This window comes from Prevotella fusca JCM 17724 (assembly GCF_001262015.1).
In the GTDB taxonomy this organism is placed as follows: domain Bacteria; phylum Bacteroidota; class Bacteroidia; order Bacteroidales; family Bacteroidaceae; genus Prevotella; species Prevotella fusca.
This window is the reverse complement of the sequence record NZ_CP012074.1, coordinates 1234137-1259733: the sequence shown is the minus strand read 5'-3', so window position 1 is coordinate 1259733 and position 25597 is coordinate 1234137. Positions and strand designations below refer to the sequence as shown.

The window sequence follows — 25597 nt, the reverse complement described above, 5'->3', positions numbered from 1 at the left end:
GATAATGAATTCCCGGGCGGATGAGGGTGCTTTGTCTTATGTTAAAGGTCTGAACCGAAGCCTACTCCTGTTCTTTCTCCTCCTCCTCAAAAAGCGCATCCTTTAGTTTCTGATAGAGGAAAGAGAGCGTAAGGAGGATGGCACCGAGGCTGATGAAGACGATAATCTTGCCAAGTGCTGACATTGCCCACACGTCATTCAGAACGAGTTTACCAATGATGATACCGAATTCTGCCAGACTGACGAGGCGTACTTGCTTGCTGTGGTAGCGCATGCCGATACACATCAGGATGAAAGCGGCAACACCCAACGAGAGTGAGAAGGCTGTGGTGAAGTCATAGATGTTGAAGGTCAGCATCAACAGACGTGTCACCGTGATCCATACCAGTGTGGAAATGATGGCAAACTCGGTGTGCTGTTGCTTGTTGGCAGGTTTTGCAGAGGTGCCTTCCTGCGCATTTTCATCCGCCAGGACATCATTTGAAATGGTTTGGTTAAGTCCTGCAAGGAGCAGACCTCGCATACTGTATGTAATATAGATAATCGTTACAAGGGTCATAGCCCACCGAAGCGTGAGTTCATCCGGAGTGTTCAGATTCCATACTGCTATGGCATATAAACCTGTAGCGAGGTAGATGCTGATGTCGTATGCAGTCTTGTATTTGTATATTTCAAAGCGTTTGCACAGGGCAAGTGCACCACCCAAAAGTATGACGTTTGCCATGAGCAGGGAAGCATAGTCAGCTCTCAGCTGTTCGAGATGGGCGTGGAAATCATCCCAGAATGCAAGGAACAGGATGATGAAGCCCAAAATGTATGCAATAACATTGCAAGGGGAATAGTTGGTCATACTCTTGGAATCGCTGAACAGCTCCTTGTTGTATTCCATGATGATGGCTGTTGCAAAGCATGCAACACTTACAAACATATTCACAAAGAAGTTTTCATTGAAGAATAAGCTGTCGCCGGAATGGCCGGTTATCATAACCGTAAACCTGTAATACAACAGTGTGGCGAACGTAAGGAAGGAAAGAATGATGAATCCAAATTCATATATCCTGCTCTTTTCCTTGGTGAAGAGCCACAGAAGGAGCACTGCCTCAGCTGCCCATATCATGAGGATATTGTCCGTATCGAACTGCATCGGGATGCCGATAGATAGGAATGCAATTGCAAGAGCCAGCATAAGGTTGCGCAGGGTGTTCTGTCCTTCGACACGGAAGCGCAGGTAGAGGTGGATTGCCAGGTTGACACCGGCAATGAGGAAGGCAACGAAACCACCCTTGTAGAACGTTGATTCGCAGTGTTGTGCCACGTAATTACCATACGCCAGATACATAAAGCTGTTGGCAGTGATGATAGTTAACAGTCCGCTTCTCATATTATCGCTGCACTTTGTCCGCAGAATGAAGACCACAGGCAATAGGAAGATGATGTAGAACAGTGTTGCAAAAGCAAATAGGGCTTCGTATGATGTCGTTGTATCATTGTAAATGAAAGAAGTTGTCACCAGTGCCCACCACAAGATAATGTATGTGAAACAGAAGGAAATGACAGGCAGTATTCCCCATTTCTTGTACATAGCAAGGCAGAACATGCCGATGTTCAGAATGCTGATGTAGGTCTGCAAGGCAATGATACTGTCAGAGTCGGTGCTGATGATGAAAGGTGCAATGAAGCCGCCGATGAGTGCTGTAACCGCCAGTTCCTTCCTGTCGTACAGGATGGAGACGACAGTCATGAAGATTGTCGTGGCACATAGGATAGCGAATGCCGTTGTCTGCGAGAACAGGTCATAGTAATGGAAGGCGATTGCCGTAATGAGATAGTAGATACCGAAGGCACCGCCTGCCAGCAGCGAACTGAAGGTGTGATAACGCTTATGCAGTCGTTCTGCCAGTACAAGCATACCGGCTCCGACGGCATAGCCCAACATCGTGCGTGCAGTCTCGTTGATCCAGTTCTGGTCGATAGCGTATTTCACGAAGAAACCGATACCGATGATGAAAATAAGAATACCGATTTTTCCGAAGAGGTTCTCGCCGATATATTTCTCATAGTTCGTTTCCGAGACAGTATATTCTTCTTCCGTCTCCATTTCTGGTTCTTCTTCCATAGTCATAGCCGGCTCTTCCTCCTTCTCTTCGACAGGTTCTTCAACGGCTTCTGGTTCTTCTTCTTCCGTTTCAGGGCTCTTTTCTTCCGTGTCCATGACAGGTATCTCCACAGTAGAAGGTCTGACATCTTCGTTCTGTGTCACGACTGTCTCAGTTGTTTCCGGTACTTCCATAGGCTCAGGAACCTCAACATTCTCAGGTGTCTCAACAGCTTCCATCTGTATGTCTTCTGTTTTGTTTTCTGTCGTTTCGGTCTCGTTGACAATCTCTGTTTCGATTTTCACAGGCTCTTGCCACCAGTAAGGATTACTACAGCCAAGGGTGTCTGGCTCTTCCTTCGGAGCTTCAGTACCCTGCTCTTCAGCCTTTTCCAGGTCGTCCTTTGGCTTTGTTTCTGTTGTTTGTGCTGTCTGCTTGATGCCTTCCTGTTGCATCTTCTCAATCATCGTCTGCAGCGTTGATATGTCAAAACTGATATTTTCAAGCGCATTGTTCATGCTGCTCATTTTGGTGATGAGAATGATAAAAACAACCAGTGGTGCTCCAAACAGTAAGAGACCTAAAAAGGTTAAGAATTCGAATTCCATAAGCGTAAAGATTTTGTTTTGGTTGTAAAATTAGTAATTTAGCATGAGTAAGACGAATTTTAACCAATAAAATTCATTTCTGTTATTGTTTTTTATACAGTAGAAAGGGGCAGTTCCCGAATTCTTTTCATGAAAAGAAATATTTTTCTTCATGAAAAGAAATATTTATTGTCATGAAAAGAAATTCTTTTTTTCATGAAAAGAATTAGTTTCCGGTTGCCTGCAAGATACGTGCAAAGCGACTTCTTCTTGTTATTCCTTTGTTTAGTCTGCTTTAATTCGTATCTTTGCAGCCACTAATTCAAAGCCGTTCAATGCACATATTCAATATATTCAAGGTGAAGAAAGAGGAACGCTGGCTGGCACTCGCCATGTTTGCAGTCTTCGTCATGTTCAATGCCCTGGTCATTGCCAGTCATTACCACGTTTATACGATGGGAGCACACAATGGTTTCTGGAGTCTCTTTACCAAGAACTTCCGTATGTCGGGTTATGATAACTGGTCATGGATAACCATCTCCGGGATGCGTATCCATTTCGTTACTACACGTCATCCGCTTTACCTTACCTTCCTTTATCCGCTCTACCTGTTGAACCACTGGCTCATACAAGTGTTCGGATATAACTTTGCCGTGTATTTCATGGCTGTAATCATCATCTTCTCTGCTTTTTATGCAGTGTTGTTCATGTATAGGATATTTCGTGAGATACTGGGATTGAAACAATCGGATTCCACCATTCTTACACTTTTCCTTTTCTCATTCGGACATATACTGATACCTTCGATGGTGCCTGACCACTTCATCATTTCACTGATGCTCCTCTCCATGACGCTGTATATCACCGGCAAGAAGATAAGGAAAGGACAGATGCTGACGGCTTGGCAGTCGCTTGTCCTGACATTCTTCACGGCTGGTATGGCTACGTCAAACGGTGTCAAGACGCTTCTCGCAGGTCTTTTCACAAACGGAAGGAAGTTCTTTACGTGGAAGTACATCACCATAGGTGTTGTTCTTCCTGTCCTCCTGCTCGTAGGAATCCAGCAGTCGCAGTACTATCTTCTGGAAGTTCCTCAGAAGGCTGTCATCCATAAAATTGAGAAAATCAAACGTGAGAAGGACCCTAAGGGCGTTGCTGAACACTACAGGAAACGCAATGCCTGGCAAAGAAGCCATTTGGGACAGCCGGTAGGACAAGGAGCAATTACAAGATGGCTGGATGTTTCTACACCACGTACAACTACGCTGGTAGAGAATTTCTTTGGCGAATCCATCCAGCTGCACCAGCGTTATCTGCTGAAGGACGTGTCATGGAACCGCCCTGTTTTCGTGTCTTACAGCTGGATAGTAAACTATGTTGTCGAGGCAGTTATCGTCCTGTTGTTCATCCTTGGCATCCTGCTCGGTCGTCGGAGGCGGTTCTTCCAGATGCTGTTGGCATGGTTTGCATGTGATGTAACCCTTCATCTTATTCTTGGCTTTGGTATTACTGAAGTGTATATCATGACAGCGGGATGGGCATTCATCATCCCGATAGCCTGTGGTTATCTTCTGAAAGGACTGTCGCATAAACCCCGACGGCTGCTGCGTGGTCTGCTGCTGGTACTTACCATCTACCTCTGGATATACAACGGCGGACAGACGGCTTACTATCTACTGAACTTATAAGAGGGAGTTATGCGGAATATCTTTGCAATCAAACGGGGTGAAAGACTTTTTTGTCTGGTGGCTGTCATTGCTTTCATAGCCTTGAACGGGCTTATGGTAGCCTATAACTTCCGCCTGTTTACGAAAGGCGGAAACTTTGGCTTCTGGGGATTATTCTTCGATCATTATACGGTGTCAGGCTTTGACAATCTGTCATATATGACGATGTCACGCTGGAAGATCTATTATCAGCTCTATCGCCATCCGCTGCTGCCCACCTTCTTCTATCCATTCTATTACGTCAACCACTGGCTGATGGACGAGACGGGTGCGAATTTTGCCGTTTTCATCGAGGCTTTTCTGAATGTAATAGCGTCTACCTACAGTAGTCTTTTCATCTATAGGATATTCAAAGAAGTGCTGGATTTATCGAGGAAAGACGCTGTTTTGCTTACCGTATTCTTCTTTTCTTTTGCCTCCATCCTGCTCACCTGCTTTGTTCCCGACCACTTTGTCTTCTCGCTTTTCTTCCTGACAATGACGTTGTATATTGCCGGAAAAGCGATGAAACGGGAAAAAGGGCGCATGAAAGCATGGCAGACCATGCTCTTGACGTTCTTCGCAACGGGTATTACCTTTACCAATATTGCAAAGATAGGATTAGCCGATTTGTTCGTTAATGGCAAACGTACCTTCCGTATCAAGCACCTCTTCCTGGGCTTCATCCTCCCCCTTGGTGCATTGTTTGCCATTTATGCGTACCAGCAGACAACCTTTGTTGAGCCGGATGTCAAGCTACAGGCAAAGGTGAAGGAGAAGAAGTTAAAGAAAGACCGTAAGTTTGCTGCCAAGTATGAGAAGCAACACGAGTTTATGAAGAGCCGTACCGGGACGCAGGTGGCTGATAATAGGTTCTTTGAATGGACTGACCTTTCGAGCTCCAGGACCGATGCAATCGTTGAAAACCTCTTCGGGGAGAGCATACAGTTACATCAGAAACACGTGTTGGAGGACGTAAACAAATCGCGTCCTATTATAGTCAGATACAGCAGTGTGTTCAATTACATCGCTGAATTACTTGTCTTTCTGCTGTTTTTAGGTGGAATCATCGTGGGTTGGAGGGATAAGTTCCTGCGGTTATGTCTGCTGTGGTTTGCTACGGATATAGTGCTCCATATTGTTCTTGGTTTTGGAATTATCGAGGTGTATATTATGGGAGCACACTGGTTGTTCGTCATCCCTATTGCCGTAGCCTTCCTTTTCAAGCGTATAAGAAAGCGACAGGCAATGATAGGAGTAAGGCTGCTTGTGGCACTCCTTACCATTGGCTCGATGGCTTATAACCTTAGTCTTATCATTCCTTTCATGCTCCGAGGCTTCGTAGCACCACAATAAAAAACGACTTCCTTACGCTGTGAGGAAGTCGTTTTTTGTATGTCTGAAATCTTGTAAACGCTTGTTTGAAAGCGTCTGGAGGGTCTGGTGAATCCTGTTCGGAGACAACTTCTCTTCTGCGCAAGGATTTCCCGTCCTTTTCCCGTCTGTTAAGTCTGAAGCAAGGATTGTCAGAGATTCTCTTTATAATCCGTGACAGGCTTGCCACAATACTGCCATTTCCTGATTGCGTTACGGAACTTACAGCCATCCAAGAGCTTGAAGAGCTTGAAGAAAGGTCGATAAAACCGACCGTTTTCAGGCAGGTACTTGCCGTGGTACATCTCACGAAGTGCGTCTGTGTCACGCTTCCAGATGGTACCACCTTGTGCTGTCTTGGTCTCTGGATAGATACGAATGGCACCAAGGTTGCGATTGATCCGTCTTACTTTCAGTCCTGCTTCGTACACTCTTATCAGCCATTCCACATCCATCTTGGCGTGGAAAGACTCATCAATATAGCCGATTTTATCGAAAATCTCACGTCTCCAGAACATTCCCGGCTGTGAGATATTATAACAACCGTGGCGGAAGAAAAAGTGATTCATCACGATATGCGTGAAGTTGATAATCTTCCCTTCCTTGTCCATCTCGACCGTATAGCCATTGGCGAAGTCTGTATCAGGATGGTCACGATAGAACTTTGCAACCGTGTGCAGTGTTCCCGGCAGTAGTACATCATCACTGTTGATCCAGCAGACAATGTCGCCTGTAGCCCTGCGCATACCCTTGTTGATGGCATCGCTTTGTCCCTTGTCCTTCTCACTGCACCACCAAGTAATCTTATCTGTGTACTTTTTCAATATTTCCACGGTTTCATCGGTAGATCCACCATCACAGACAATGTACTCCAGGTTAGGATATTGCTGTCCGATTACTGACTTCAATGTCGCTTCTATGAACTGTCCTTGATTGTAGGACGGTGTCACAACTGTTATCTTTGGATATTCCATCATCATTGTTATTATGGTCTCCGCTTATGCTTGTTTTACTATTCGGGCAGGGTTACCAACCACGGTACAGCCGTCGGGGACATCCTTAAAGACTACAGCTCCAGCCCCTATCGTAACGTTGTTGCCTATACGGATAGGACCGAAGACCGTTGCTCCTGTCATTATCTTTACGTTATCGCCTATCACAGGTCGCCCTTCCCGTCCCTCATGGTGCCCTGTTCCTAAGGTTACAAGCTGAAGACAATAGAAATTCTTACCGATACTTTCGGCATTCAGATAGGTTGCGTAATTATGTTCAAAGTGGGCACCTTTCCCGATGGAAGGGCACCAGATGTTCAATGTCCGTTCACCGGGACACAGCCATTTGATGAGCGTTGCCTTGTATTCTCCTATCCTGTAATAGAACAGGTTACGGAAGGTACGCTCACGGGTCATCACTTTCACGAAGTTACACACCCCTCGCTTACGGTCCTGCACTTGCAGAAGGTCATCATCAATCAGCTCGCTGTGCAGCTTGTAAAGCAGGATGTGCGGTATCAGCCTCAGCGAGGATGCGGTGAGTATTACGCCTTGAACAAATGGGTTCATCTTCTCTTTTTTATGCAAATGTACAACTTATTCCTTAAAATCCCAAACTCTCTTTCCCTGCTATCGCTTGCGTCGGCGCACATAGTTCATGCACTCCACGAGTATCTGTGAACCTGCCCACTTCATGATGAGGAAGTAAAGCACAGCTGCTATAACGATTCTGATTACAAGCAGAAACAGGAGGTTATGAATAACAGAGGTAATAAAATAGGTCACAAGCATCACCGCCACCGATGCCACGAGGTAAGGACTGATGTCCTTCAGCACATCTATAAGCCGCAAGCCAGTCTCCCTTCCGGCAAAGAACTGCCACACAAAGAGCCACAAGACTGTTACGACCGTGTAGGCACTTACCATAAACTCTACTCCCTGTTGGTAAGAAGCAACGACAAAGGCTATCTGTGCAATGATTAAAGCTACCGTACACCACATATAGACCACAGACTTTCCACGGCTGATAATCAGATTCTGATACATCGTATAGAACGGCAGGAAGGCTCCGCTGACACAGAGGATACGCAGTAAAGGAATACTCTCAATCCATTTATCTGATATAAGCAGAATGATGAATTCGTGCGCTATCATCGCTAATCCAAACATAGCCGGAAAAACCAGGAAAGCCGTAAAACGGAGCATTTTACGAAAGACATTCACCTGTCTTTCAGGGTCGTTGTTCACCTCGACAAGCACTGGTTGTGCCACCTGCGATACAGTGCCAGACACGAAGGTACTTGCCATCGTGTCCCACTTGAACGCCTGAGAGAAGTTGCCCACAGCCTTTGCGGAATACAAACGACCGAAGATGAAGGTAAGAATATTCTGACTGATAGTATTGACAATCGTCGTTACAAGAATCTTGTAACTGAAAGAGAACATCTTTCTTACGGGGGTGAAGTCGATATGTATAGACGGTCGCCAGGGGATGATGAAGAAACGCCACAGGCTGGTAAGACTGATGTAAAGTACCTGCTGCCAAGCCAGACTCCAGTAAGCATAGCCCCTCAATGCCAATATAATACCCACCACGCCCGAGACGAACAGGCAGGTAATGCGTAGCAGGGCAGTTTCCCTGACCATCATGTTCTTAAAAAGGTAAGCGGCAGGGGTGGTTCCCAGTGATGAGAACAGCAGTGATGCAAAGATGAAACGTGACAGGTCGATAAGCTCTGAATGATGAAAGAAACCAGCTATCAAGGGAGCTGAAAAGAAGAGAACCGTGTATGAAATCCAGCCCATAAAGGCACTGAACCAGAACACGGAATTATAGTCATTGTCCGTGGGATGGTCCATGTTGGCAAGTGCTGCGGTAAATCCGCTTTCCTGCAAGGCGCCTGCAATAGCCGTGAATACAGCCAGCATTCCCACCAGACCATAATCAGCCGGTGAAAGCAGACGTGCCAGAAAGATGCCGATGACGGTATTCAGCAGCTGCATTGTTCCGTTGTTCAATGCACCCCAAAAGAGTCCTTTGGCTGTTTTCTCCTTCAGTGTTTCTTTTTCCATTCGCTCTTGTATCTGTATGATACGCTGTTTCTTATCTCCTGTCCAAAGCGTTTTCTGTCTCAACAGGAGGTCGGTTGCCTTCTGCTATCTAAAGTTCTCGTCGTGAAAAACTTTTCATTGCAGGTGTGGAAAAGGGAATATATTGTTTTTTCTGTCCCACATTGATAGGCATAAACAATCTAACGTGCAAATGTAACGCTTTTCTTTGGAAAAGCCAAATCTCATATACTCAGGAATGGTAAAGTTACTTTTCTGCCACTATATTTATCACTTCTGTTTCTTAAGGAAGTCTTCAATAGCAGCTTTACTTTTCAATTTGTCCGTATCAACATCATAGAGGTCGCTGCTATATACTTCGTGATAGAATGGACCGCAGTGTTCCATAATCTGTATCTTATCCATCTGTGTTGCGAATAGTGCATAAAGAATTGTTACGCGATACTTATCGTCTTCAAACGTTATCTTTGTTGAATCATTCCTTAAGAGCCATAACCTGCCAAAGAATAGTTGTGCTATAATAATGAAAGGAACACTCATCCACAAAACCGTATGCAAACAACCTATAACGGCATCACCATCCTCCTTCCTTCTCCTCTTGATATGCTGGATAAGGAAGAAAAGTAACACCCAAGGTAAAGTACAGTCAACTATGACGTCCGCATAACTCCAAAACTTCCAAGGTGATATGCAGTTGAACACCAGCCATAACAGCTCGGTCCACAACAGGCAGCGTAATAATTTTCTAATCATCAAATAAATTTATGCTATCCAGTAAACATTTCCTGTATAAGGTTAGTGTCTTACTATGTTTTATATTGACAGTAACAACCTCACTTGCCGCTTTTAACTGACGTGTTGTTGTCCAGCACATGTGGTGTTCTTGGCAAACACCAATAGTGTTGAAGACAAGCACCACTCGTGCTGATGGCAAAACACCATACAGACAGCAATAAAGTAGAAACTTAATTGCCTCCGCAAATATAAGTATATTAGTTCAAATCATGAAATCAAAACATAAGTTTTTATAGAGAGAGAAGGTGAAGTCATAATCTTTTATTATCTTTGCAACAAGTATATAAAGGAAAGATGATTGAAACTTTCAACACTGGAGAGACGCAGGAAAGTCTCCGACAGGAATATAATCCAAATGGTTCCGTGCTGAGAAAAGCACAGCTGAGGCTGCTTGATATGGCTATCTATTTGCAGGAAACTGCCAAAAAGATAGGCGTTCCCTGCCGTATCGATGGGGGGAATGTGCTCGGAGCAATGCGCCATGGGGGCTTTATTCCGTGGGATGATGATATTGATATGGTAGTAAGCTATAAGGATTTCAAACGTTTCTGTGATTATCTGAAAGCGCATCCACATCCGCAATATGTTCTGCAGGACAACGATACGGATCCCGGCTTCTACAAGGAGTGGGCGTGTCTGCGTGACTTGAAAAGCGAGAACCGCAGTCATGAAGCCAATGACAGTGTTGACCGAAGGATGCACGAAGCACAGAAGTTTAGAGGTCTGCACGTGGACATATTCCCATACGAGGGTAATATGATTCCTTGGTTGCAGCGTTTTGCAGCAAAGCTGTCGGTGAATGTGAACGTGAAGTTTGCAGGACGTCACCCCCGGTTGGCACAGACCAGCTATAAACTTCTACACAACATCGTCTTCCCTATGTTCCGTCTTGTCGGCAGGCTGTTTGGCAATCCAGACCTCTATATGCACTCTTATGGTGCCTGGTTCTATGAACAGAACCCACGCCGCTGTATGACGCCACATAAGGATATAGTCTTTGAGGGTTATACCTTTGAGGGTCCTGCCGACCCTGATGAGCTTTGCCGTATTGCCTACGGGAACTATATGGACCTGCCACCGAGGGATAAGCGCGACAGGCATAAGGTGGACGTGGTGTTTAAGTAAGGAGCGAAGAAGCTCCTTTCCATCGCAGGGAAGGGTGTGGATACAGATATACACCTGTTATTAATGAGACACCCCTATATTTTAAAGGGAGCAGGTAGGAGTTGTGGATTGTCTCCATCCAACTCTTGAACTCCTTTAATTCCTAAAATACAATTATGAACATAGCAGTAATTTTTGCAGGTGGCTCAGGGCTAAGGATGCACACAAAGTCGCGCCCTAAGCAGTTTCTCGACCTCAACGGGAAACCGATTATTATCTATACCTTGGAGTTGTTCGACAATCATCCGGGAATAGATGCTATCGTTGTGGCGTGCATTGAGAGCTGGATTCCCTTCCTTGAGAAACAGCTTCGCAAGTTTGAAATCAATAAGGTGGTGAAGGTTGTTCCGGGAGGAAAGTCGGGACAGGAATCTATATACAACGGACTGTGTGCTGCCGAAGCATACGTCCGTGGCCGGAGTGTTGACAGTGAGAAGGCTACAGTCCTCATCCACGATGGTGTCCGTCCGCTTATTACGGAAGAAACAATTACGGATAATATCAATAAGGTGGAAGAAGTAGGGAGCTGTATTACCTGTATTCCTGCAACGGAAACACTCATTGTGAAGCAGGCTGACGGCTCGTTGGAGATTCCCTCACGTGCCGATTCGCTCATTGCACGTGCACCGCAGAGTTTCCGATTGTCGGATATCATGGCGGCACATCGCCGTGCCTTAGAGGAAGAAAAGGGCGATTTCATCGACTCTTGTACGATGATGAGCCATTATGGTTACAAACTTGGAACAATCATAGGACCGATGGAGAACATCAAGATTACCACTCCGACAGACTTCTTCGTGTTACGTGCTATGGTGAAAGTGCACGAGGACCAGCAGATCTTCGGTTTGTAATCAATAACCCACTAACCAACAGTAAAAAACATCCCAGCCCTCTCAAGGGAGAGGGGCTGGCTGTTGTTGTTTCCTATGATATTGAAATGATGGATAATAAAGTACTGAAAGAAGACATAAAGAACTTTGTCGGTAAGTTTGCTCTGGCTGAGGAACTCGAAGGTAAGGTGATAGCAGTGACAGGCGCAACAGGACTGTTAGGCTCCTGTATGGTGCGTTGCCTTTTGGCTTTGTACACGGAGAAGGGCATCAACCTGCATGTTATAGCTGTTGCAAGGAATATTCAGAAAGCAGCAGGTATGTTTGGTGAGGAACGTGAAGAGATAAGTTATTATAACTACGACTTCTCATCGTCGGAGCCTTTCAAGCCTCTAAGGACGGTGGATTACCTCTTCCATTTCGCTGCTCCCACAGCCTCAAAGGATTTTGTTGACAAGCCTGTTGAGACGATGAATACGGTATATCTGGGCATGCAGAACCTTCTTTCATATACACGTGAGGCGAAAGTACAATCACTTGTCTTGGCCTCGACGCTGGAAGTTTACGGTACTGTTACCGACGATACGGAACCGCTCACCGAGCAGATGCAGGGCTATCTTGACCCGATGGCTACCCGTAGCAGCTATCCGTTGGCAAAGAGAGCGGCCGAGGCGTTGTGCCATAATTATGCAGCTGAGTATGGAGTGCCCGTGAAGGTAGCACGTCTTGCGCAGACATTCGGTGCGGGAGTCAGCAAGACTGATAACCGTGTCTTTGCCCAGTTCGCACGGAGTGTCATCAACAACGAGGATATTATCTTGCACACCACAGGCGAACTCTGCCGTTGCTATTGCTATACGATAGACGCTATCACCGCAATGCTCTATCTTCTGCTGCGTGGAGAGAACGGCGAGGCGTATAATGTTGCCAACAGTGATACCTATATTTCTATCCGAAATATGGCTGAGTTCGTGGCAGAGAGTTTCAATCCTGGGAATGTGAAGGTTGTGATATGTCCGCAGGAAGGCTTGGGTTATTCTCCTGTAACAAAGCTACGCCTTGACACAAAGCGTATTAAGCAGATAGGTTGGCAGCCAGAGTACGGGCTCAAGGAAATGTTCAGCCGTCTGATAGAATCCATGAAAGTGGATGATGTATGAGTCACCTCAACAAGGAGAAAGCAGGAGTAATATTTATATGTTAATGTAGAGAACTTTCAAAAGGTCATACTTTCCAAAACATCACTTCTTCTATGTTGTGATGTTTACCATATCATGTTAAACAATATGAGAGCCTGTAGTAAGAAAGAAGATATGTTACCGTTACTATATGAAAGATAGTCGAAGCGGCAAACGTAGAAGCACTATAATTCATATGTTGATGGTGTTTTTTCATTAAAACAAGTGTCTTAATTATTTTTTTCTTTCTTTGTTTAAAAAAACTCCCACCCTCATGCAGTATTTCAAGCATAGTCTGCTCCTTTTAATAAAAAGGAAAAATATATCCATGAACATAGATATAGACGCATGCAAGCAGGGAGAACAGGATGCTCTCGGAGAATTATATAAGGCATATTCCAACAGGTTGATGAAGATATGCCGGCACTATGTAGCAGATGAAAGTATTGCAGAAGATATTCTGCATGACGCTTTTATCATCATTTTCACCTCCATAAAAACGCTGAAAGACAACTCGAAAGTGGAGGGGTGGATGATAACAATAGTAAGAAACCTTACTTTGAGGTATCTGCAAAGTGCAGGGAAAGCAGATATTCCATTGTCCTATTTGACAATAGAACCTGCCGATATAGAGGGTGAAGACAAGAAGAGCGTAGAGCTGCAGATGTTGTTGTCAGCATTAGAATCATTACCTGAGGGATACCGGGAAGTGTTTAAGCTCTCAGTGCTGGACGGTCTGTCCCACAAGGAAATAGGAGCAATGCTTGGGATTAATGCCCACAGTTCTTCTTCCCAGCTGTCCCGAGCAAAGAAGATGCTACGTGAACTACTTGCCAACTATTGGGCACTGTTCTTGTTACCTGTCTTGATACCAGTATATATTTATTTTGCGACAAGAGATAGGAATATTGGGACTTCCAATAACAAATCGACAGCCTTGACGAGCCAGAAGAGACAGACAAAACGTGTTCAGTGTAAAGCAGAGAAAGCAAGGAAAGGAAAGTCTAAGTATTCTGAGCCCTTAAACAGCAAAGGTTATTATGGCAGTGTTCCAACTTTTCCAACTGTTTCTGAGGAAAAACTTACTTCACAAATCAGGACAGATAGCATTGTTCCTGAGAAGGTAACAGTACCATCCTATGTGGACTCATTACATAAGTGTATGACTAAAGGTTTTACCATTGAAGACAGCTTGCTTGATCTTCCACAAGTTCCGCAAGGTAAGTTAATGGTTCTAGGGGGAGATGGTAATTTCAATACAAGGCATAAGAAAAAGTATCCATGGACTTTTAACTTCGGTTATTCATCGAATGCTGAAGCAAATGGTTCTATTCCAAATCTTAACTATCTGTCTGTAATTGATTATGCCAATGGCGGGGCAACTGCAAAGCTGTACACATGGTCAGACTTAGAGGAATATTATGCACGAAATAACAGTCTGATGGATTCTGTTGAAAGGGCACGGATGTCCTTGATGATCCGTGAACATTCGGCAGATGGTAACAGTCCATTGAGAGAAGTGGCGAACCATGATCGTCCAAGAACATTCAGCCTTTCTATAAACAAGCAGTTGAATTCTCGTTGGACATTCGGAACTGGTATAACCTATACCAGGTTGAAATCTGAATTTAAAAGCGAACATGGAAATACAAAACTGCAGAAGACTCAAAAGATAGATTATGTGGGTGTTCCATTACGGTTAACCTATCGTGTATGGGGTAAGGGACGTTTCAATGCATATACAACAGGCGGAGTTACATTTGAAATGCCTGTTCATAACTCGCTTGAAAAGAATTATATTATTACATCTGATTCGTCGTTTATGTTAAGGGAACACATCAAGACACGTCAACAATGGTCAGTGAATTTAGGTGTTGGTGTTCAGTATAAGGTGTTTAAACCGTTCAGCTTGTATATAGAACCAAATATGTTCTATTACTTTGGGAATGGTAGCGGACTTGAAACTTATCGTACAGAACATCCGTTCATTATAACAGTCCCATTTGGATTGCGTCTTACCTGGTAAGTTATAACTGATAGTAAGCTGATAATCCGGAAATGTCAAGGGAGTTGTTTCCGTTAAAATGCAGAAATCAATATCCCTGGGTATACGCTTGGTAATGTCCTGTAAAACAATCTAATTTCTCTTAGGAGACATATAGGATTGTTTTATAGGGCATTTGTTTTCCTTGGATTACCTGATAAGAATAAACTGCAAAACAGCTTTTTTCAGAGATTAAGGAAGAAGAAACTTTTGTATTCATCCGAAATGGTATTCCTGTCCATAGTCTTTCAAGTCTATATATGGATGATAAAAACGAGTTTATGATATGTCTTTTGTTTATGTAGAAACTCTTTTTACAGATAGACTAACTTTCTGAAAGTATAACTCTATATATAAGAATAAGGTGTTTAATGGAATATAAGTAACGCCTGTACTTTTCCTAAATCTGAAGATGGACTAACCGAGAAGGAAAAATCATTAACGTCATGCAGTCTTTTTACATTTTTTGGTTCTTAATAGTAAAAAGTTAAACCCAAAAGAATGTACAGTATTTATGACTACATCCATAATGGAATGGTATTTGTAAACAATATGGTACGCAGGCAGCATAAGGAACTCACTTCTCTGATGATATATTCTACTACAAACTGCCAGTCTCGTTGCAAACACTGTTCCATTTGGAAGAAACCTATAGAGAATCTAAGTTTAAAGGATATAGCCAGTATAATGAACAGCAAGTGTATAACCAAACGGACAATGGTCGGATTGGAAGGAGGAGAATTTATCCTTCACCCCGAAGCAGACAGGATATTGAGTTGGTTTGATACACATCATCCCAATTATACACTGCTGTCTAATTGCCTTGCAACAGGAAAAGTTATCTCTGCTGTTAAAAAACACCATCCTAAACATCTGTATATATCTCTTGACGGAAACAGGGATACCTATCATTATATGCGTGGACGGGATGGCTATGACAAGGTCGTTGAGGTAATCGAGGCATGTAAAGACACAGTTCCCATATCCTTGATGTTTTGCCTTTCTCCGTGGAATTCGTTTAAGGATATGGAACATGTGATAAGCGTTGCACAGAAATATGGTGTCGATATACGTATAGGAATCTACAGCACAATGTCTTTTTTCGACACGACAAAGGAACTGATGGAAGCCAACGACAAAGACTTTGTCAGTCAAATTCCACCTTCCATACATCAGACGGATGAGAACTTTGACTTTGTTGCTCTTTATGATGAGTGGAAGAACAGTAGACTTAAACTTCGATGCCATAGCATTTTCAGTGAGTTGGTTATCCATTCAAACGGTGATGTTCCCTTGTGCCAGAACTTGGATATAGTTTTAGGAAACATCCACGAAAATACACTTGATGAAATATTCAATTCACGGAGAAGTTGTAAAGTCCAGTGTCAATACTCCAAAGAATGTAATCAATGCTGGATAAATTATCATCGGAAGTATGATATTATCCTCTTGAGAAATTTGGAAAGAATACTGCCAAAAAGGTTGATAGAACTGTTCTATGGGAAATATCAATGGACAGATGACAGACATATCACTTATAAAAGACACTTCAGAAAAACAACAGCATAATTAGAATATGGAATATTTAAATAATATCATCAACAGGTACAAGAGTATGCGTAGTATGAAGGAATTGAATCAAACCTACACGCAACAGTATGCCCTTGTTGGTTTTGGCAGCCATTGTGTCAATAATCTGCTGCCTGTCATGCAGTATCTTCAATTGCCAATAAAGTACATTTGCTGTACTTCTGAAAAGAAAGCCAGACTGATTTCTCAAAAGTATAAGGGAGTCAAAAGCACAACATCCTTACATGACATTTTACATGATGATACGGTTTCGGGAATCTTTGTTGCCACCAATGCACATTCACATTTTCACATAGCAAGTGAGGTCATCAAGGCAGAGAAGTCTTTGTTTGTTGAAAAACCACCTTGTGAGAATGAAAGGCAACTTAGGCTCTTGATAGATACCATCAAACTTTATGGTTCAAAACATATTGTAGTCGGACTACAAAGACGCTTTGCACCTGTGACCCGAATACTGCAAAACAGATTAAAAAGGGAAGGTAAAAGACATTATCATTATCGTTATTTGACAGGACTATACCCAGAAGGTAATGCTTTGCTCGATCTTTTCATCCATCCGCTTGATTATGTGATATTTCTTTTTGGCAAAGCAAAGGTGAAAATGGCAGATACTATCAGCTGTGGGGATGGTGGGCAGACCTTGTTTTTGATATTAGAACACAAGGACATAACAGGCGTAATGGAACTTTCAACAGGCTATTCCTGGCAGGAAGCACAAGAACTTTTAAGTATCAGTACAGATAAGGGGCTGTATCAGTTGGATAGAATGGAAAGGCTTGATTTCACCCCAAGACATTCTGTTGTATTTGGTATACCATTGGAAAAAGTCTTCCATAGCAATGTTACCGTTGTCAATCTCTATGGGAGAAACAGCTTTACTCCGACTGTGGGTAATAATCAAATAGTCTCTCAAGGTTTCTTCTCAGAAATTAAGACCTTTGCTGATATGGTTGAAAAACGATGCAAGGAAGACTCCTCTCTTGGATTGGAAAGCGTCAAGGATGTTTATTCGTTAATATCTGAAATTGCGGTATATGAAAGCAATAAATAATAAGTAATTACGTATTTAATATTAACATACTTAATCCATTGTAATTATGAAAAAGGTATTGTATTGTCTGATATGTCTTATTGGATTATCAGCATGCTCATCAGAAAATGTAGTTCTTGATGCACTAAAAGTCTATGATCTAACAAACTCCGCATGTAAAGTTGCTTTATCGAAAACGGAATCACGTAGTGATTTCTATCAGGAGTATGACACAAGACCTGCAACTCTTGGCATTGAATTGGGAAAAGACGGGACAGCCCAATGTAAGATAGAGAATGTTAAGGATAATTGTGCTATACGTGAACGTTTCGTAAATGTAACTAATCATGACAATCAGATTACACTCATTATATATCATAATGGGAACATCGATTCTTGGGCAGATTGCACCTGTGATTACGATGTTGACTTCAAGATGAGTAAACTTTCATCTGGTAATTATCATCTGAAGGTTTATTATGCAGGAACTGACATGAAATGTATGGAAGAGTATGTCATGTATAACGGTCAGATTAGCATTGAGAAGAACAAGAAGACAAGTGTGAAATTCAACTCGGGGAAGAGTTTGCCAGAATGCTGACCGTAAATCATAGATACTGTTTGTACCTCCAAAAGTGTTTTTCTTAAGAATAGTCCCTCTTGGGTTTTATGCCAAAGAGGGCTGTTTTCTTCTTTCAAGAAAGTATATTGCTCTTCCTTTAGCAATTTTTATTATATCATAGTTCACATTACCGTGAATTATTTTCATGAAGATAAGAATTTATTTTCATGACAATAAATATTTCTTTTCATGAAAAGAATTCGGGAACGGGCTTTGTTGATGGGAAAAATATTACTTCTTATGCAGGAAGAAACGCACCAAAAGGAAGTTGATAGGTACACAGATAGCGAACATGGGAATCATTGCTATCTGCTTGCTGAGCCCTGCCCAAAGGAAGAAATGGAGGCAGATGGTCTGCAAGGCATAGTTGATGATGTGTGAAAGGATGAAGCCTGCACCACGTTTGGTGGTGGACTTCACGCGGAAAGTGTAGCGGGTTGATGCAATATAGTTGAATGTAAAGCTGACAAGGTATGCAATGGTATTGGCACCAAGAGGTTGTACCCAGAGAATCATCAACAGGTAAGTGCCGTATTGGATAGCTGTTGCCAATGTGCCCACAATGATGAAACGGACGATTTCGCCGAGCTTTTCCTTGTTTCTTGTTTCGCTTTTCTGCATCTTTTCTTTTAGTTCCTGAAAGGTTTGTAAAAGCCTTTGTCTGCGTATGCAAGCAGTTCTTTGTCGCCTCTGCTGTCGCCAAAGGCAATCAGTTCGTAGGTCTCACGCTGTGGGTAAAGTGCTTTCAGGCGGTTTACCTTTTCCTGTCCGTAGCAGTTCTTTGTGGTAAAACGTCCTGTAACTCGGTCGGTCTTTATTTCAATCTGTGTTCCTATTACCCGTATGTTTTCTCCGAATTCATCGAAGAAAGGGCGTACCCAGTTGTCTATGCTTGCACTGATAACCAGCACTGTGATGTCATCTTCTTCTAATATTTTTCTGACCTTTTCCTTTCCTTCAGGGCGAAGAAGATGTTGGTTCTGTTGTGCGAAAGTCCGGCAAAGAAGGTCAAATTCGTTAATCTTCATACCCTTGAAAAACCATGAGAATATCTTTTGTTTTGCTTTCCAGTTAGGGTAAAGATGCAGTTTCATCAGTATGAGCAGGGGAGAGAAGAGCAGAAAACCTGCGTACATCAGCCCGCTTCCCTTTGCAAAGCGGATAAATTCGAGAAGTGTATCCTTGGTCGTCAGTGTACCATCGAAGTCGAAAGCATATATCTTTTTCATTTCCTATTGGATGTTCTTGAGTACATAGATGATGAAAAGGAATGCCAGACCGAAAGCCAGGACGATGAGTTGCATGAAACGGTCGTGTAGCATCACCTTCGTGGGGTCGCCGCTCTTCTTGTCGACAACCGAAATCTGGATATATCGCAGCAGTCCTAAAAGTACGAAGACGCTGGTCAGATAAAGATGGTCGGTGTGGAAGTTCTGGATAGTTTCAGGGCTTACGGTGTACATGATGTAGCACACCAAGGTAACACTTGCTGTTATCGTAATCGCCTGATTGATGAAGGTGAGGTTGTAACGGATGGTGTTCTGCCGAGGAGCATGTCCTGTCTCGTTCATTCTTACAACGTCATCTCGACGTTTGGCAAAGGACAGGAAGAGCATCAGGAGGAAGGTCATCAATACAATCCACTTGCTCAGATTGATGTTAGTGGCATATCCTCCGGCAAGAATCCGAAGGACAAATCCGAAGGCAACGATGCACACGTCAATGATAGCATATCGCTTCAGTCGGAGGCAGTAGGCTATGTTCAGCAGCCAGTAAAAGAGTATTACGCTGGCGGTTTCAGTCTGGTGGGCAGGTAATAAAAACGTCGAAGTCATCGACAGAACGAACATCATTCCCATCAGAATATAGCCCTGTGCGATACTGACGGCACCTGATGCCAGCGGACGGTGACACTTCACGGGATGCTGTTGGTCGTCATTTATATCCACAATGTCGTTGAGGCAGTAGATGGATGAGGCAGCCAGGCTGAATGACAGGGCTGTAATCAGTCCTGCATAAACAGCTTCCCACTGCAACAAAGCTCCTCCAAAGAAGACGGGAAGGAGAACAATGAGATTCTTTATCCACTGGTGTGGGCGGATTAGTTGTAGGAGGTATTTCATTTTATCCTTTTCTCTATGGGGATTATTATTCGTTCGAGTGCATTATGCAGAAGCCATGCCAGTAGCAGGGAGATGCTTGCGGTCACAAAGAAAGTAGGCCAGTAGGTCCAGTTGTTCAGTTCGATGTAATCCAGTACAAAGTGTTCATGGATGAGGTATGCCTCCAGGCTCATTGCTCCTACAAGTCTGAAAGTACTGTTGATGGTTCGTGGCGTGCGTCGGAAGACACGGTTCAGCAGTAGAATTGTTGTTACCGTGAGAGGAATATAGAGCATACGTTCGAGGAAAATCGGGAACTGTCCGTGTTTCTCCTGTTCAAGGAATATGCTTGAGGCGAGTGCCATTATGAATATTAGCCATATCATCCAGATGGATGCACCATCCATTGTTTCCTTCCGTTTCACCGCTGCTGCAATGTTGATTCCGATGAAGAAGATGGGTATCCGGCTCCAGAAGATTTCCAAGTGTCCCACCACTGCGTGAATGGGGGTAACGTATTGTACGAGGATGCACCACATGATCATTATTACGGGTAGCCATCGGTAGATGGGATGCTTGATTATGAGGCGCATATAGAACGGGCTGACTACGTAGAGGAACATAATGCAAGGGATGTACCAGAAGGTCAGTTCGTCGTGTAGCCAGAAGTCCCAGTTGATGGTAATGTCACCGATGAGATCGATGATATTCGTGCTGTGCCCTTGATGTTTTGTGATGTCGAGGCAGAGGAAGTCGGGGATATAATACAGACAGGCAATAAGAAGCCATGCAGGATAGATGCGCAAGAAGCGTCGCAGGTAGAAGTGTCGCAGGGAAGGGTGCTTAGTCCAGGAGAACCACAGTCCTATACCGCTTAGGAAAAGGAAGATATCAACACCAATGTTGCCCATTCTCCTCAATCCGAAGAAAGCGTCTTCCCGTGGCAAACTCACATGGAAGAGGATGACGAAAAGCATTGCTGCTCCCATCAACTCGCCACGGTAGCGGCTTATATTAGCTAATTCGATGTCTTTTATCTTCATTGTTTTTTCGATGAAATCGTGTGATTCTTATATCTTTTTTATTTTAGTTTCGGACCAGGAATCTTCTTCATCAGTTCCTTGAACAGCCATGCCAGACAAAGCGATGCAATGATGTAAAGCAGGAGACCTGCCCAATAGTCGCCCTCTTTGGAGATAGGAATAAATATCTTTCTTGTGATGGGGTGGCAGACGAAAAGGGCTGCAGAAATGCTGCCTACCCATGAAAGAACGTTCATTATGGATATGTTCCTGTATCCTGTTCCTGTTTCCAACTGTCCCAACAGCTTCACGAATGTAACGGAAGCAATGCAAACGGCAAGCGGTACAAGATGCCATGTGGCGTAGCTGAAACTCATCAGCAGGATAGCAAACATGGAAAGGATGAAGGCAACAAGGTTGGTAGCTGTACTCCAAGGGCGTGCATATCTTGCATAAAGCAGACCTGCTCCGAAGGGCAGCATACCACCGATAAAGTTGTATCTCCAGCGGTTCAGTGCCTCACTCTCTGGCTCGCAAGCCAGCTGTATGGCAAAACAAACAACAATCAAAGCCACGTTCCACGCCCAATGGCGGCGATAGAGAAGGAGCCGATAAACAATGTAAAGCTGAATCATAAGCCCGAAGAACCAGTAAGGACCGGGCCAGATGATGTCGTCAGGGTGGGGAAGCAGGTTGTTGAAAAGTCCCATTTGAGCGATAATATCCATCATTTTGTAATGGTGCTGTCCTGCTGTAATGGCGTCAACCATCGTAAAGGCGACGAAGCCGACAATCATCATGCGGAAGAGCTTCAGCCAATGGTACTTGATGAAGCCGAAGAGTGGCAGGTTTGATGGTGTCTGCTGACTGCCTGCTGGGGCTGTGTTTGGTCTTTGTTCGTACTTCATTGTCAAGCCGTAAGCAGACAGGAAGAGGAATACCGGCACCCCATAGTGTCCGAAGAATGACAGGATATGAAAGAAGAAAAGCTCATCCCACTGCCCTTGCAGCACCTGGTAGAGTCCGTCTACATTGTGCTGGAAATACTGGTATTCGTTCTCCTTCACCACAGGTCGCAGCCAGTGGCAGTAGTTGTGCAGGAAGATTCCAATGATGGCAAGTCCCCGTAATGCGTTACATTCCGTCCGAGTGAGCGTTCCGCCTTCGTTTCTTTCCGATGAAATGGGCGAAAGTCTGTTGCGTTCAGATTTAAATATCTTATTGAACATTGTTTTTATTGTATTCTGCTTTTGTGTTCTCTCCGGTGTGTTTCAGCTGGAAGTCCTGCCCGGGCTTCGTATGGCTGTTGTCTCCTTACTTTCCTTTACGTTGCGAATGGTGGTCGGATGGGCGGGAGAGTTTATCGTAATCCGTAGTATTCTTGAGTATTCTCGGTCGCATCTCGTTGTATTGCGGACTGAGAATATTATATTCGGAGTGGTAATCTTTCGTGTGGATTCCTGCCAGATAAAGCAGCATGTGGGGTAGAGCATCCGTCATAAAGCGGCGGTTCCTTGCACTGATAATTTCCTGGAAAATGTCTGGATGCTTGGCTGCATACTTATGTGAGCAGTAGACCCAGAAAGGGATTTCAAACTCATAGCGTGCCAGATCGTAGTCGATGGCTGCTGAATGGTTGCGGCAGATGAAGCCACGACTGTCCTCATAGCACTCTTCTCCGTGGTCCGGCATGTAGATGACGACTGCTTCCTGGTCTTCAAACCGCTTGATGATCTCGTCGACGATGGAGTCATTATACAGTACGGCATTGTCGTAATCAGCCAGAATCTTCCGCTGTTTCCCGTCAAGGTCGGCACGCTTCTTGGCATAGTCTTCAGCCTTGAAGTGGCGGCGGTCGCTCGGACAACGTTGCTTGTAGTTGACATGCTGTCCGATGAGATGGAAGATAATGAGGTAGTGCTCGGTGTTATGTTGTTCTTGTTTTTTGTCGTAATCATCGAGCAGACCGCGGTCAAATTGGTATAGTTGTTCATTGCGGGAATCGAACATTGCCTGCGAAAGTTCCGGATGATTCAGGAAGAATCCGCCGCTGAAATCATATACAGCCTGCTTTGCCTTCGGCAGGAACTGATTGGTTATGAAAGTGACATGATAGCCAGCCTTGCGGAACAGTGAGGGGAAGAGTGGATAGTCACACCACTCACCTTCCTGTCCGACAACGTGTAGGGAAAAGACATTCTTGAACACGAAGCTGGTCAGATTCCATGGTGCTACGACATCATTGAAAGGTACGAGCAGCCCCGACTTTTCCCGTTTTATCTGCCGAGGGTTGGTCGGCATGAAGTAACCATATTGCTGTGAATGATGTTTGCCATAACTTTCGCCGATGATAAGGACGATATTGGGCGATTTGAACGAACAGCTGTCCACTTCCATCTTGTCCTTTGCTTCGATGAGGCGATCAATCTGTTGCGATGCCAGTTCGTTGGAAAAGATGCTGAAAGCAAGGCGGTAGACGGGCAGATAGAACTGTGCGCAATCCGTGGTTGTCAGTTCATGTTCTACAGAGCCGATGGTGTCTAAAGAGAACATCTGCACCATTTCTTTCTTGTTGTGGGCTGAGGATTCAATTGACCAGCCAAGAAATACAATGCAAATACCTCCAAGAACAGGTTGGATGTGGTTGATGATTTGGCTCACAACCATCATTTTGTAGCTGATAGCTGGCGGCAGTTTTACCTTCTTCCAAAATGCTTTGAGGATATGGATAAGCATAACGAGCAGTAGCAGTCCTACACTTGAAAGGATAAGGTCAGACGTAAAATAGCTGCTGAAAAACTCACTTGCCTCACGTTCATCGGTCTCGCCGACAAGTAGGAGCATTGACGGGTTTAATGTCGACTGGAACTTTACCCAGCAGAAGAGGTCAGCAATGCTTGTACTGTAAGCTATGATATAGAGAAAAGCACGAATCCATCGGCGAATCTTCTTTGGAATCAGTGAGAGGATGGTGCAGATAATATACAGATCGAGAAACAGCTCTAACCACAGATTGCCATATACGGCAGCATTGGGGTTGTTGGCAGGCAACTCCGCATACGATACTAATATACCGATAAGGTACATGAAGAAAAAGAATGAGGCATTGTCCCTAATGGGTTGATATGCCTTATTCAGTAAGCAGACAGCTTGTTTAATAAATTTCATGTAAACGTATATATTTACTTGCAAAGTTAACACTATTTTTAGTATAAGTCAAAATTTAAGTATAAAATTAATGCCACTGTTATCCGTTCATGTGAAGTCTGTATTGTGTTTTCTTGTGTTTGCAACGCTGAAGTATCTTTACATATCTGATTTTTTTGCCTACTAATAAGTCAGGGGTGAAATGAAAAATTCAGTTCGATGTAACGCTCATCCTGACAGAGTGTTACGATAAATAGTAAATAAGTGGTGCTTAATTGGGCTCCGATTAAGCCTTACTTAGCCTTCAATTAAGCACCTATTGGATGTCAATTAGTGCTTAGTTGGAGTGCTGTCAAGCATCAGTACGATTCAAGGCGTTGGAATTATTTTGACAAACTGTGATTTGAAGCAGGTCTGTGACATTGGGTGACCAGCAATGTTTATGAGGTAGGCTTCCCAAAGAAGATAGAGGAGGGGAACAATGACTTATGGATTCAGTTGCCGTCCTTCTGCTTATTCCTGTTGCAAGGATGTATCAGCTGTCTTATAAAGGCGGATGACATCTCCTTCTATGTCTGCAGGAACAAACTGGCTGATGTCTTCGTCTTGTTTAACACGCTGCCTAATTTCAGTGCTGCTGATGTTTATGAGAGGCGTGTTGAGAATGCTTACGCCATCGGGAAGTGTTGTGCGAGAGACTGCCTGCCCCTGCCGAGGATAAACCACAATCGGGTAGTTGGCAAGTATGTCTTCTGCATGATACCAGCGGTCGAAGGCTTCCCAGTTGTCACCACCAACGAGAAGTGTGAAGCGGTAAGTGGGGAAGTCATGGCTGAGCTGCTGCAGGGTGTTCCAAGTATAGGAAGGTTTCGGGAGTTGGAACTCATAGTCCGAAGCCTTGAAATGAGGATTGTCAGCTGTTGCCTTACACACCAGTTCCAGACGCAGATGGTCAGCTAAGAGTTGCTGGTTCACCTTGAATGGGTTTTGGGGTGATACCATGAACCACACCTGGTCTAAGTTTTCTTTTTCAAGAAAAGCCTTTGCTAAAGCTATATGTCCGTTGTGGATAGGGTTGAAGGAACCACCGAAGATGCCGATGGAAGCCTCCCCCAGCCCCTCCAAAGGGAGGGGAGTGCCTGACGGGGTGAAGTGGGATGATGGTTTCATTGGAGGTGGTTGGGGGTGTTAGTTATAGATGGGTTAGTTGTTTTAGTAATCCTGGAGAGATTCTATCTGTTCTGGGAA

Annotated in this window: 21 protein-coding genes; 9 read left to right on the top strand and 12 right to left on the bottom strand. The window is 44.0% G+C overall.

From position 1 onward, the window contains the following. Window positions 1-61: 61 nt before the first annotated feature. A complete protein-coding gene (locus ADJ77_RS05250; RefSeq protein ID WP_050696102.1) occupies window positions 62-2704 on the bottom strand; it encodes a DUF2339 domain-containing protein in 2643 nt (880 codons plus the stop codon). Between the two features lie 314 nt (window positions 2705-3018). Here ADJ77_RS05250 and ADJ77_RS05245 point away from each other — a divergent pair, with 314 nt between their 5' ends. Together ADJ77_RS05245 and ADJ77_RS05240 are read left to right on the top strand one after the other, a co-directional pair. Further along, window positions 3019-4371 carry a DUF6080 domain-containing protein gene (locus ADJ77_RS05245; protein WP_025077880.1) on the top strand — a complete coding sequence of 451 codons (1353 nt, stop codon included), beginning with the start codon at window positions 3019-3021 and terminating at the stop codon, window positions 4369-4371. A 9-nt stretch (window positions 4372-4380) separates the two neighbouring features. Beyond that, entirely contained in the window at window positions 4381-5745 is a 1365-nt protein-coding gene (locus tag ADJ77_RS05240) for a DUF6080 domain-containing protein (RefSeq protein ID WP_025077881.1), read from the top strand. A gap of 170 nt (window positions 5746-5915) precedes the next feature. Here ADJ77_RS05240 and ADJ77_RS05235 read toward each other — a convergent pair whose 3' ends face one another. From ADJ77_RS05235 to ADJ77_RS05220, 4 genes are all read right to left on the bottom strand, one after another. Then, window positions 5916-6743, bottom strand: a complete 828-nt coding sequence (locus ADJ77_RS05235) for a glycosyltransferase family 2 protein (protein WP_244148534.1) — start codon at window positions 6741-6743, stop codon at window positions 5916-5918. 18 nt (window positions 6744-6761) lie between these two features. Further along, on the bottom strand, window positions 6762-7325 hold the full coding sequence (locus tag ADJ77_RS05230; RefSeq protein ID WP_025077882.1) for a serine acetyltransferase: 564 nt from the start codon (window positions 7323-7325) through the stop codon (window positions 6762-6764). 60 nt (window positions 7326-7385) lie between these two features. Next, complete coding sequence (locus ADJ77_RS05225; protein ID WP_025077883.1) at window positions 7386-8828, bottom strand: lipopolysaccharide biosynthesis protein; 1443 nt, start codon at window positions 8826-8828, stop codon at window positions 7386-7388. A gap of 267 nt (window positions 8829-9095) precedes the next feature. Continuing rightward, window positions 9096-9578 (bottom strand): hypothetical protein, encoded by a 483-nt coding sequence (locus tag ADJ77_RS05220; protein WP_050696101.1) that lies wholly within the window; start codon window positions 9576-9578, stop codon window positions 9096-9098. A 336-nt stretch (window positions 9579-9914) separates the two neighbouring features. Between ADJ77_RS05220 and ADJ77_RS05215 the strand changes: the two genes are divergently transcribed. The 7 genes from ADJ77_RS05215 (at window position 9915) to ADJ77_RS05185 (ending at window position 18057) form a co-directional block, all read left to right on the top strand. Beyond that, the gene (locus tag ADJ77_RS05215) at window positions 9915-10745 is read left to right on the top strand and encodes a LicD family protein (RefSeq protein ID WP_025077885.1); all 831 of its coding nucleotides are present in this window, start codon (window positions 9915-9917) and stop codon (window positions 10743-10745) included. A 155-nt stretch (window positions 10746-10900) separates the two neighbouring features. Further along, a complete protein-coding gene (locus tag ADJ77_RS05210) occupies window positions 10901-11635 on the top strand; it encodes an IspD/TarI family cytidylyltransferase (RefSeq protein WP_025077886.1) in 735 nt (244 codons plus the stop codon). 89 nt (window positions 11636-11724) lie between these two features. Then, window positions 11725-12774: an NAD-dependent epimerase/dehydratase family protein gene (locus ADJ77_RS05205; protein ID WP_025077887.1), complete on the top strand. Its 1050-nt coding sequence runs from the start codon at window positions 11725-11727 to the stop codon at window positions 12772-12774. Window positions 12775-13120: 346 nt separating this feature from the next. After that, window positions 13121-14818: a sigma-70 family RNA polymerase sigma factor gene (locus ADJ77_RS05200; protein WP_042740843.1), complete on the top strand. Its 1698-nt coding sequence runs from the start codon at window positions 13121-13123 to the stop codon at window positions 14816-14818. Window positions 14819-15337: 519 nt separating this feature from the next. Further along, window positions 15338-16405: a radical SAM/SPASM domain-containing protein gene (locus ADJ77_RS05195; RefSeq protein ID WP_025077889.1), complete on the top strand. Its 1068-nt coding sequence runs from the start codon at window positions 15338-15340 to the stop codon at window positions 16403-16405. A 7-nt stretch (window positions 16406-16412) separates the two neighbouring features. After that, a complete protein-coding gene (locus ADJ77_RS05190; protein ID WP_025077890.1) occupies window positions 16413-17477 on the top strand; it encodes a Gfo/Idh/MocA family protein in 1065 nt (354 codons plus the stop codon). Between the two features lie 46 nt (window positions 17478-17523). Next, on the top strand, window positions 17524-18057 hold the full coding sequence (locus tag ADJ77_RS05185; protein WP_025077891.1) for a hypothetical protein: 534 nt from the start codon (window positions 17524-17526) through the stop codon (window positions 18055-18057). A gap of 252 nt (window positions 18058-18309) precedes the next feature. Here ADJ77_RS05185 and ADJ77_RS05180 read toward each other — a convergent pair whose 3' ends face one another. The 7 genes from ADJ77_RS05180 to nadD all read right to left on the bottom strand — a co-directional run bounded on the left by ADJ77_RS05180 (window position 18310) and on the right by nadD (window position 25519). Further along, window positions 18310-18699: a GtrA family protein gene (locus ADJ77_RS05180; RefSeq protein ID WP_025077892.1), complete on the bottom strand. Its 390-nt coding sequence runs from the start codon at window positions 18697-18699 to the stop codon at window positions 18310-18312. Window positions 18700-18707: 8 nt separating this feature from the next. Further along, complete coding sequence (locus ADJ77_RS05175; protein ID WP_025077893.1) at window positions 18708-19307, bottom strand: HAD family hydrolase; 600 nt, start codon at window positions 19305-19307, stop codon at window positions 18708-18710. Between the two features lie 3 nt (window positions 19308-19310). Continuing rightward, the gene (locus ADJ77_RS05170) at window positions 19311-20201 is read right to left on the bottom strand and encodes a decaprenyl-phosphate phosphoribosyltransferase (protein ID WP_025077894.1); all 891 of its coding nucleotides are present in this window, start codon (window positions 20199-20201) and stop codon (window positions 19311-19313) included. Continuing rightward, the gene (locus ADJ77_RS05165; RefSeq protein ID WP_025077895.1) at window positions 20198-21223 is read right to left on the bottom strand and encodes an acyltransferase family protein; all 1026 of its coding nucleotides are present in this window, start codon (window positions 21221-21223) and stop codon (window positions 20198-20200) included. Before ADJ77_RS05165 ends, ADJ77_RS05170 begins: the two co-directional genes overlap by 4 nt. 38 nt (window positions 21224-21261) lie before the next feature. Continuing rightward, window positions 21262-22431, bottom strand: coding sequence for an acyltransferase family protein (locus ADJ77_RS05160; RefSeq protein ID WP_025077896.1), 1170 nt, complete (start codon window positions 22429-22431; stop codon window positions 21262-21264). 85 nt (window positions 22432-22516) lie between these two features. Continuing rightward, window positions 22517-24370 (bottom strand): phosphoethanolamine transferase, encoded by a 1854-nt coding sequence (locus ADJ77_RS05155; RefSeq protein ID WP_050696100.1) that lies wholly within the window; start codon window positions 24368-24370, stop codon window positions 22517-22519. 492 nt (window positions 24371-24862) lie between these two features. Continuing rightward, window positions 24863-25519, bottom strand: coding sequence for a nicotinate (nicotinamide) nucleotide adenylyltransferase (nadD, locus tag ADJ77_RS05150; RefSeq protein ID WP_082224144.1), 657 nt, complete (start codon window positions 25517-25519; stop codon window positions 24863-24865). Window positions 25520-25597 lie beyond the last annotated feature (78 nt).

What these genes read in the sequence shown, in the direction of transcription:
- ADJ77_RS05200 (WP_042740843.1), top strand. Translation starts at nt 13,121, where the DNA reads ATGAACATAGATATAGACGCATGCAAGCAGGGAGAACAGGATGCTCTC.
- ADJ77_RS05160 (WP_025077896.1), bottom strand. Translation starts at nt 22,431, where the DNA reads ATGTTCAATAAGATATTTAAATCTGAACGCAACAGACTTTCGCCCATT.
- ADJ77_RS05245 (WP_025077880.1), top strand. Translation starts at nt 3,019, where the DNA reads ATGCACATATTCAATATATTCAAGGTGAAGAAAGAGGAACGCTGGCTG.
- ADJ77_RS05210 (WP_025077886.1), top strand. Translation starts at nt 10,901, where the DNA reads ATGAACATAGCAGTAATTTTTGCAGGTGGCTCAGGGCTAAGGATGCAC.
- ADJ77_RS05240 (WP_025077881.1), top strand. Translation starts at nt 4,381, where the DNA reads ATGCGGAATATCTTTGCAATCAAACGGGGTGAAAGACTTTTTTGTCTG.
- ADJ77_RS05195 (WP_025077889.1), top strand. Translation starts at nt 15,338, where the DNA reads ATGTACAGTATTTATGACTACATCCATAATGGAATGGTATTTGTAAAC.
- nadD (WP_082224144.1), bottom strand. Translation starts at nt 25,519, where the DNA reads ATGAAACCATCATCCCACTTCACCCCGTCAGGCACTCCCCTCCCTTTG.
- ADJ77_RS05170 (WP_025077894.1), bottom strand. Translation starts at nt 20,201, where the DNA reads ATGAAATACCTCCTACAACTAATCCGCCCACACCAGTGGATAAAGAAT.
- ADJ77_RS05225 (WP_025077883.1), bottom strand. Translation starts at nt 8,828, where the DNA reads ATGGAAAAAGAAACACTGAAGGAGAAAACAGCCAAAGGACTCTTTTGG.
- ADJ77_RS05180 (WP_025077892.1), bottom strand. Translation starts at nt 18,699, where the DNA reads ATGCAGAAAAGCGAAACAAGAAACAAGGAAAAGCTCGGCGAAATCGTC.
- ADJ77_RS05220 (WP_050696101.1), bottom strand. Translation starts at nt 9,578, where the DNA reads ATGATTAGAAAATTATTACGCTGCCTGTTGTGGACCGAGCTGTTATGG.
- ADJ77_RS05185 (WP_025077891.1), top strand. Translation starts at nt 17,524, where the DNA reads ATGAAAAAGGTATTGTATTGTCTGATATGTCTTATTGGATTATCAGCA.
- ADJ77_RS05190 (WP_025077890.1), top strand. Translation starts at nt 16,413, where the DNA reads ATGGAATATTTAAATAATATCATCAACAGGTACAAGAGTATGCGTAGT.
- ADJ77_RS05235 (WP_244148534.1), bottom strand. Translation starts at nt 6,743, where the DNA reads ATGATGATGGAATATCCAAAGATAACAGTTGTGACACCGTCCTACAAT.
- ADJ77_RS05205 (WP_025077887.1), top strand. Translation starts at nt 11,725, where the DNA reads ATGGATAATAAAGTACTGAAAGAAGACATAAAGAACTTTGTCGGTAAG.
- ADJ77_RS05250 (WP_050696102.1), bottom strand. Translation starts at nt 2,704, where the DNA reads ATGGAATTCGAATTCTTAACCTTTTTAGGTCTCTTACTGTTTGGAGCA.
- ADJ77_RS05155 (WP_050696100.1), bottom strand. Translation starts at nt 24,370, where the DNA reads ATGAAATTTATTAAACAAGCTGTCTGCTTACTGAATAAGGCATATCAA.
- ADJ77_RS05175 (WP_025077893.1), bottom strand. Translation starts at nt 19,307, where the DNA reads ATGAAAAAGATATATGCTTTCGACTTCGATGGTACACTGACGACCAAG.
- ADJ77_RS05230 (WP_025077882.1), bottom strand. Translation starts at nt 7,325, where the DNA reads ATGAACCCATTTGTTCAAGGCGTAATACTCACCGCATCCTCGCTGAGG.
- ADJ77_RS05165 (WP_025077895.1), bottom strand. Translation starts at nt 21,223, where the DNA reads ATGAAGATAAAAGACATCGAATTAGCTAATATAAGCCGCTACCGTGGC.
- ADJ77_RS05215 (WP_025077885.1), top strand. Translation starts at nt 9,915, where the DNA reads ATGATTGAAACTTTCAACACTGGAGAGACGCAGGAAAGTCTCCGACAG.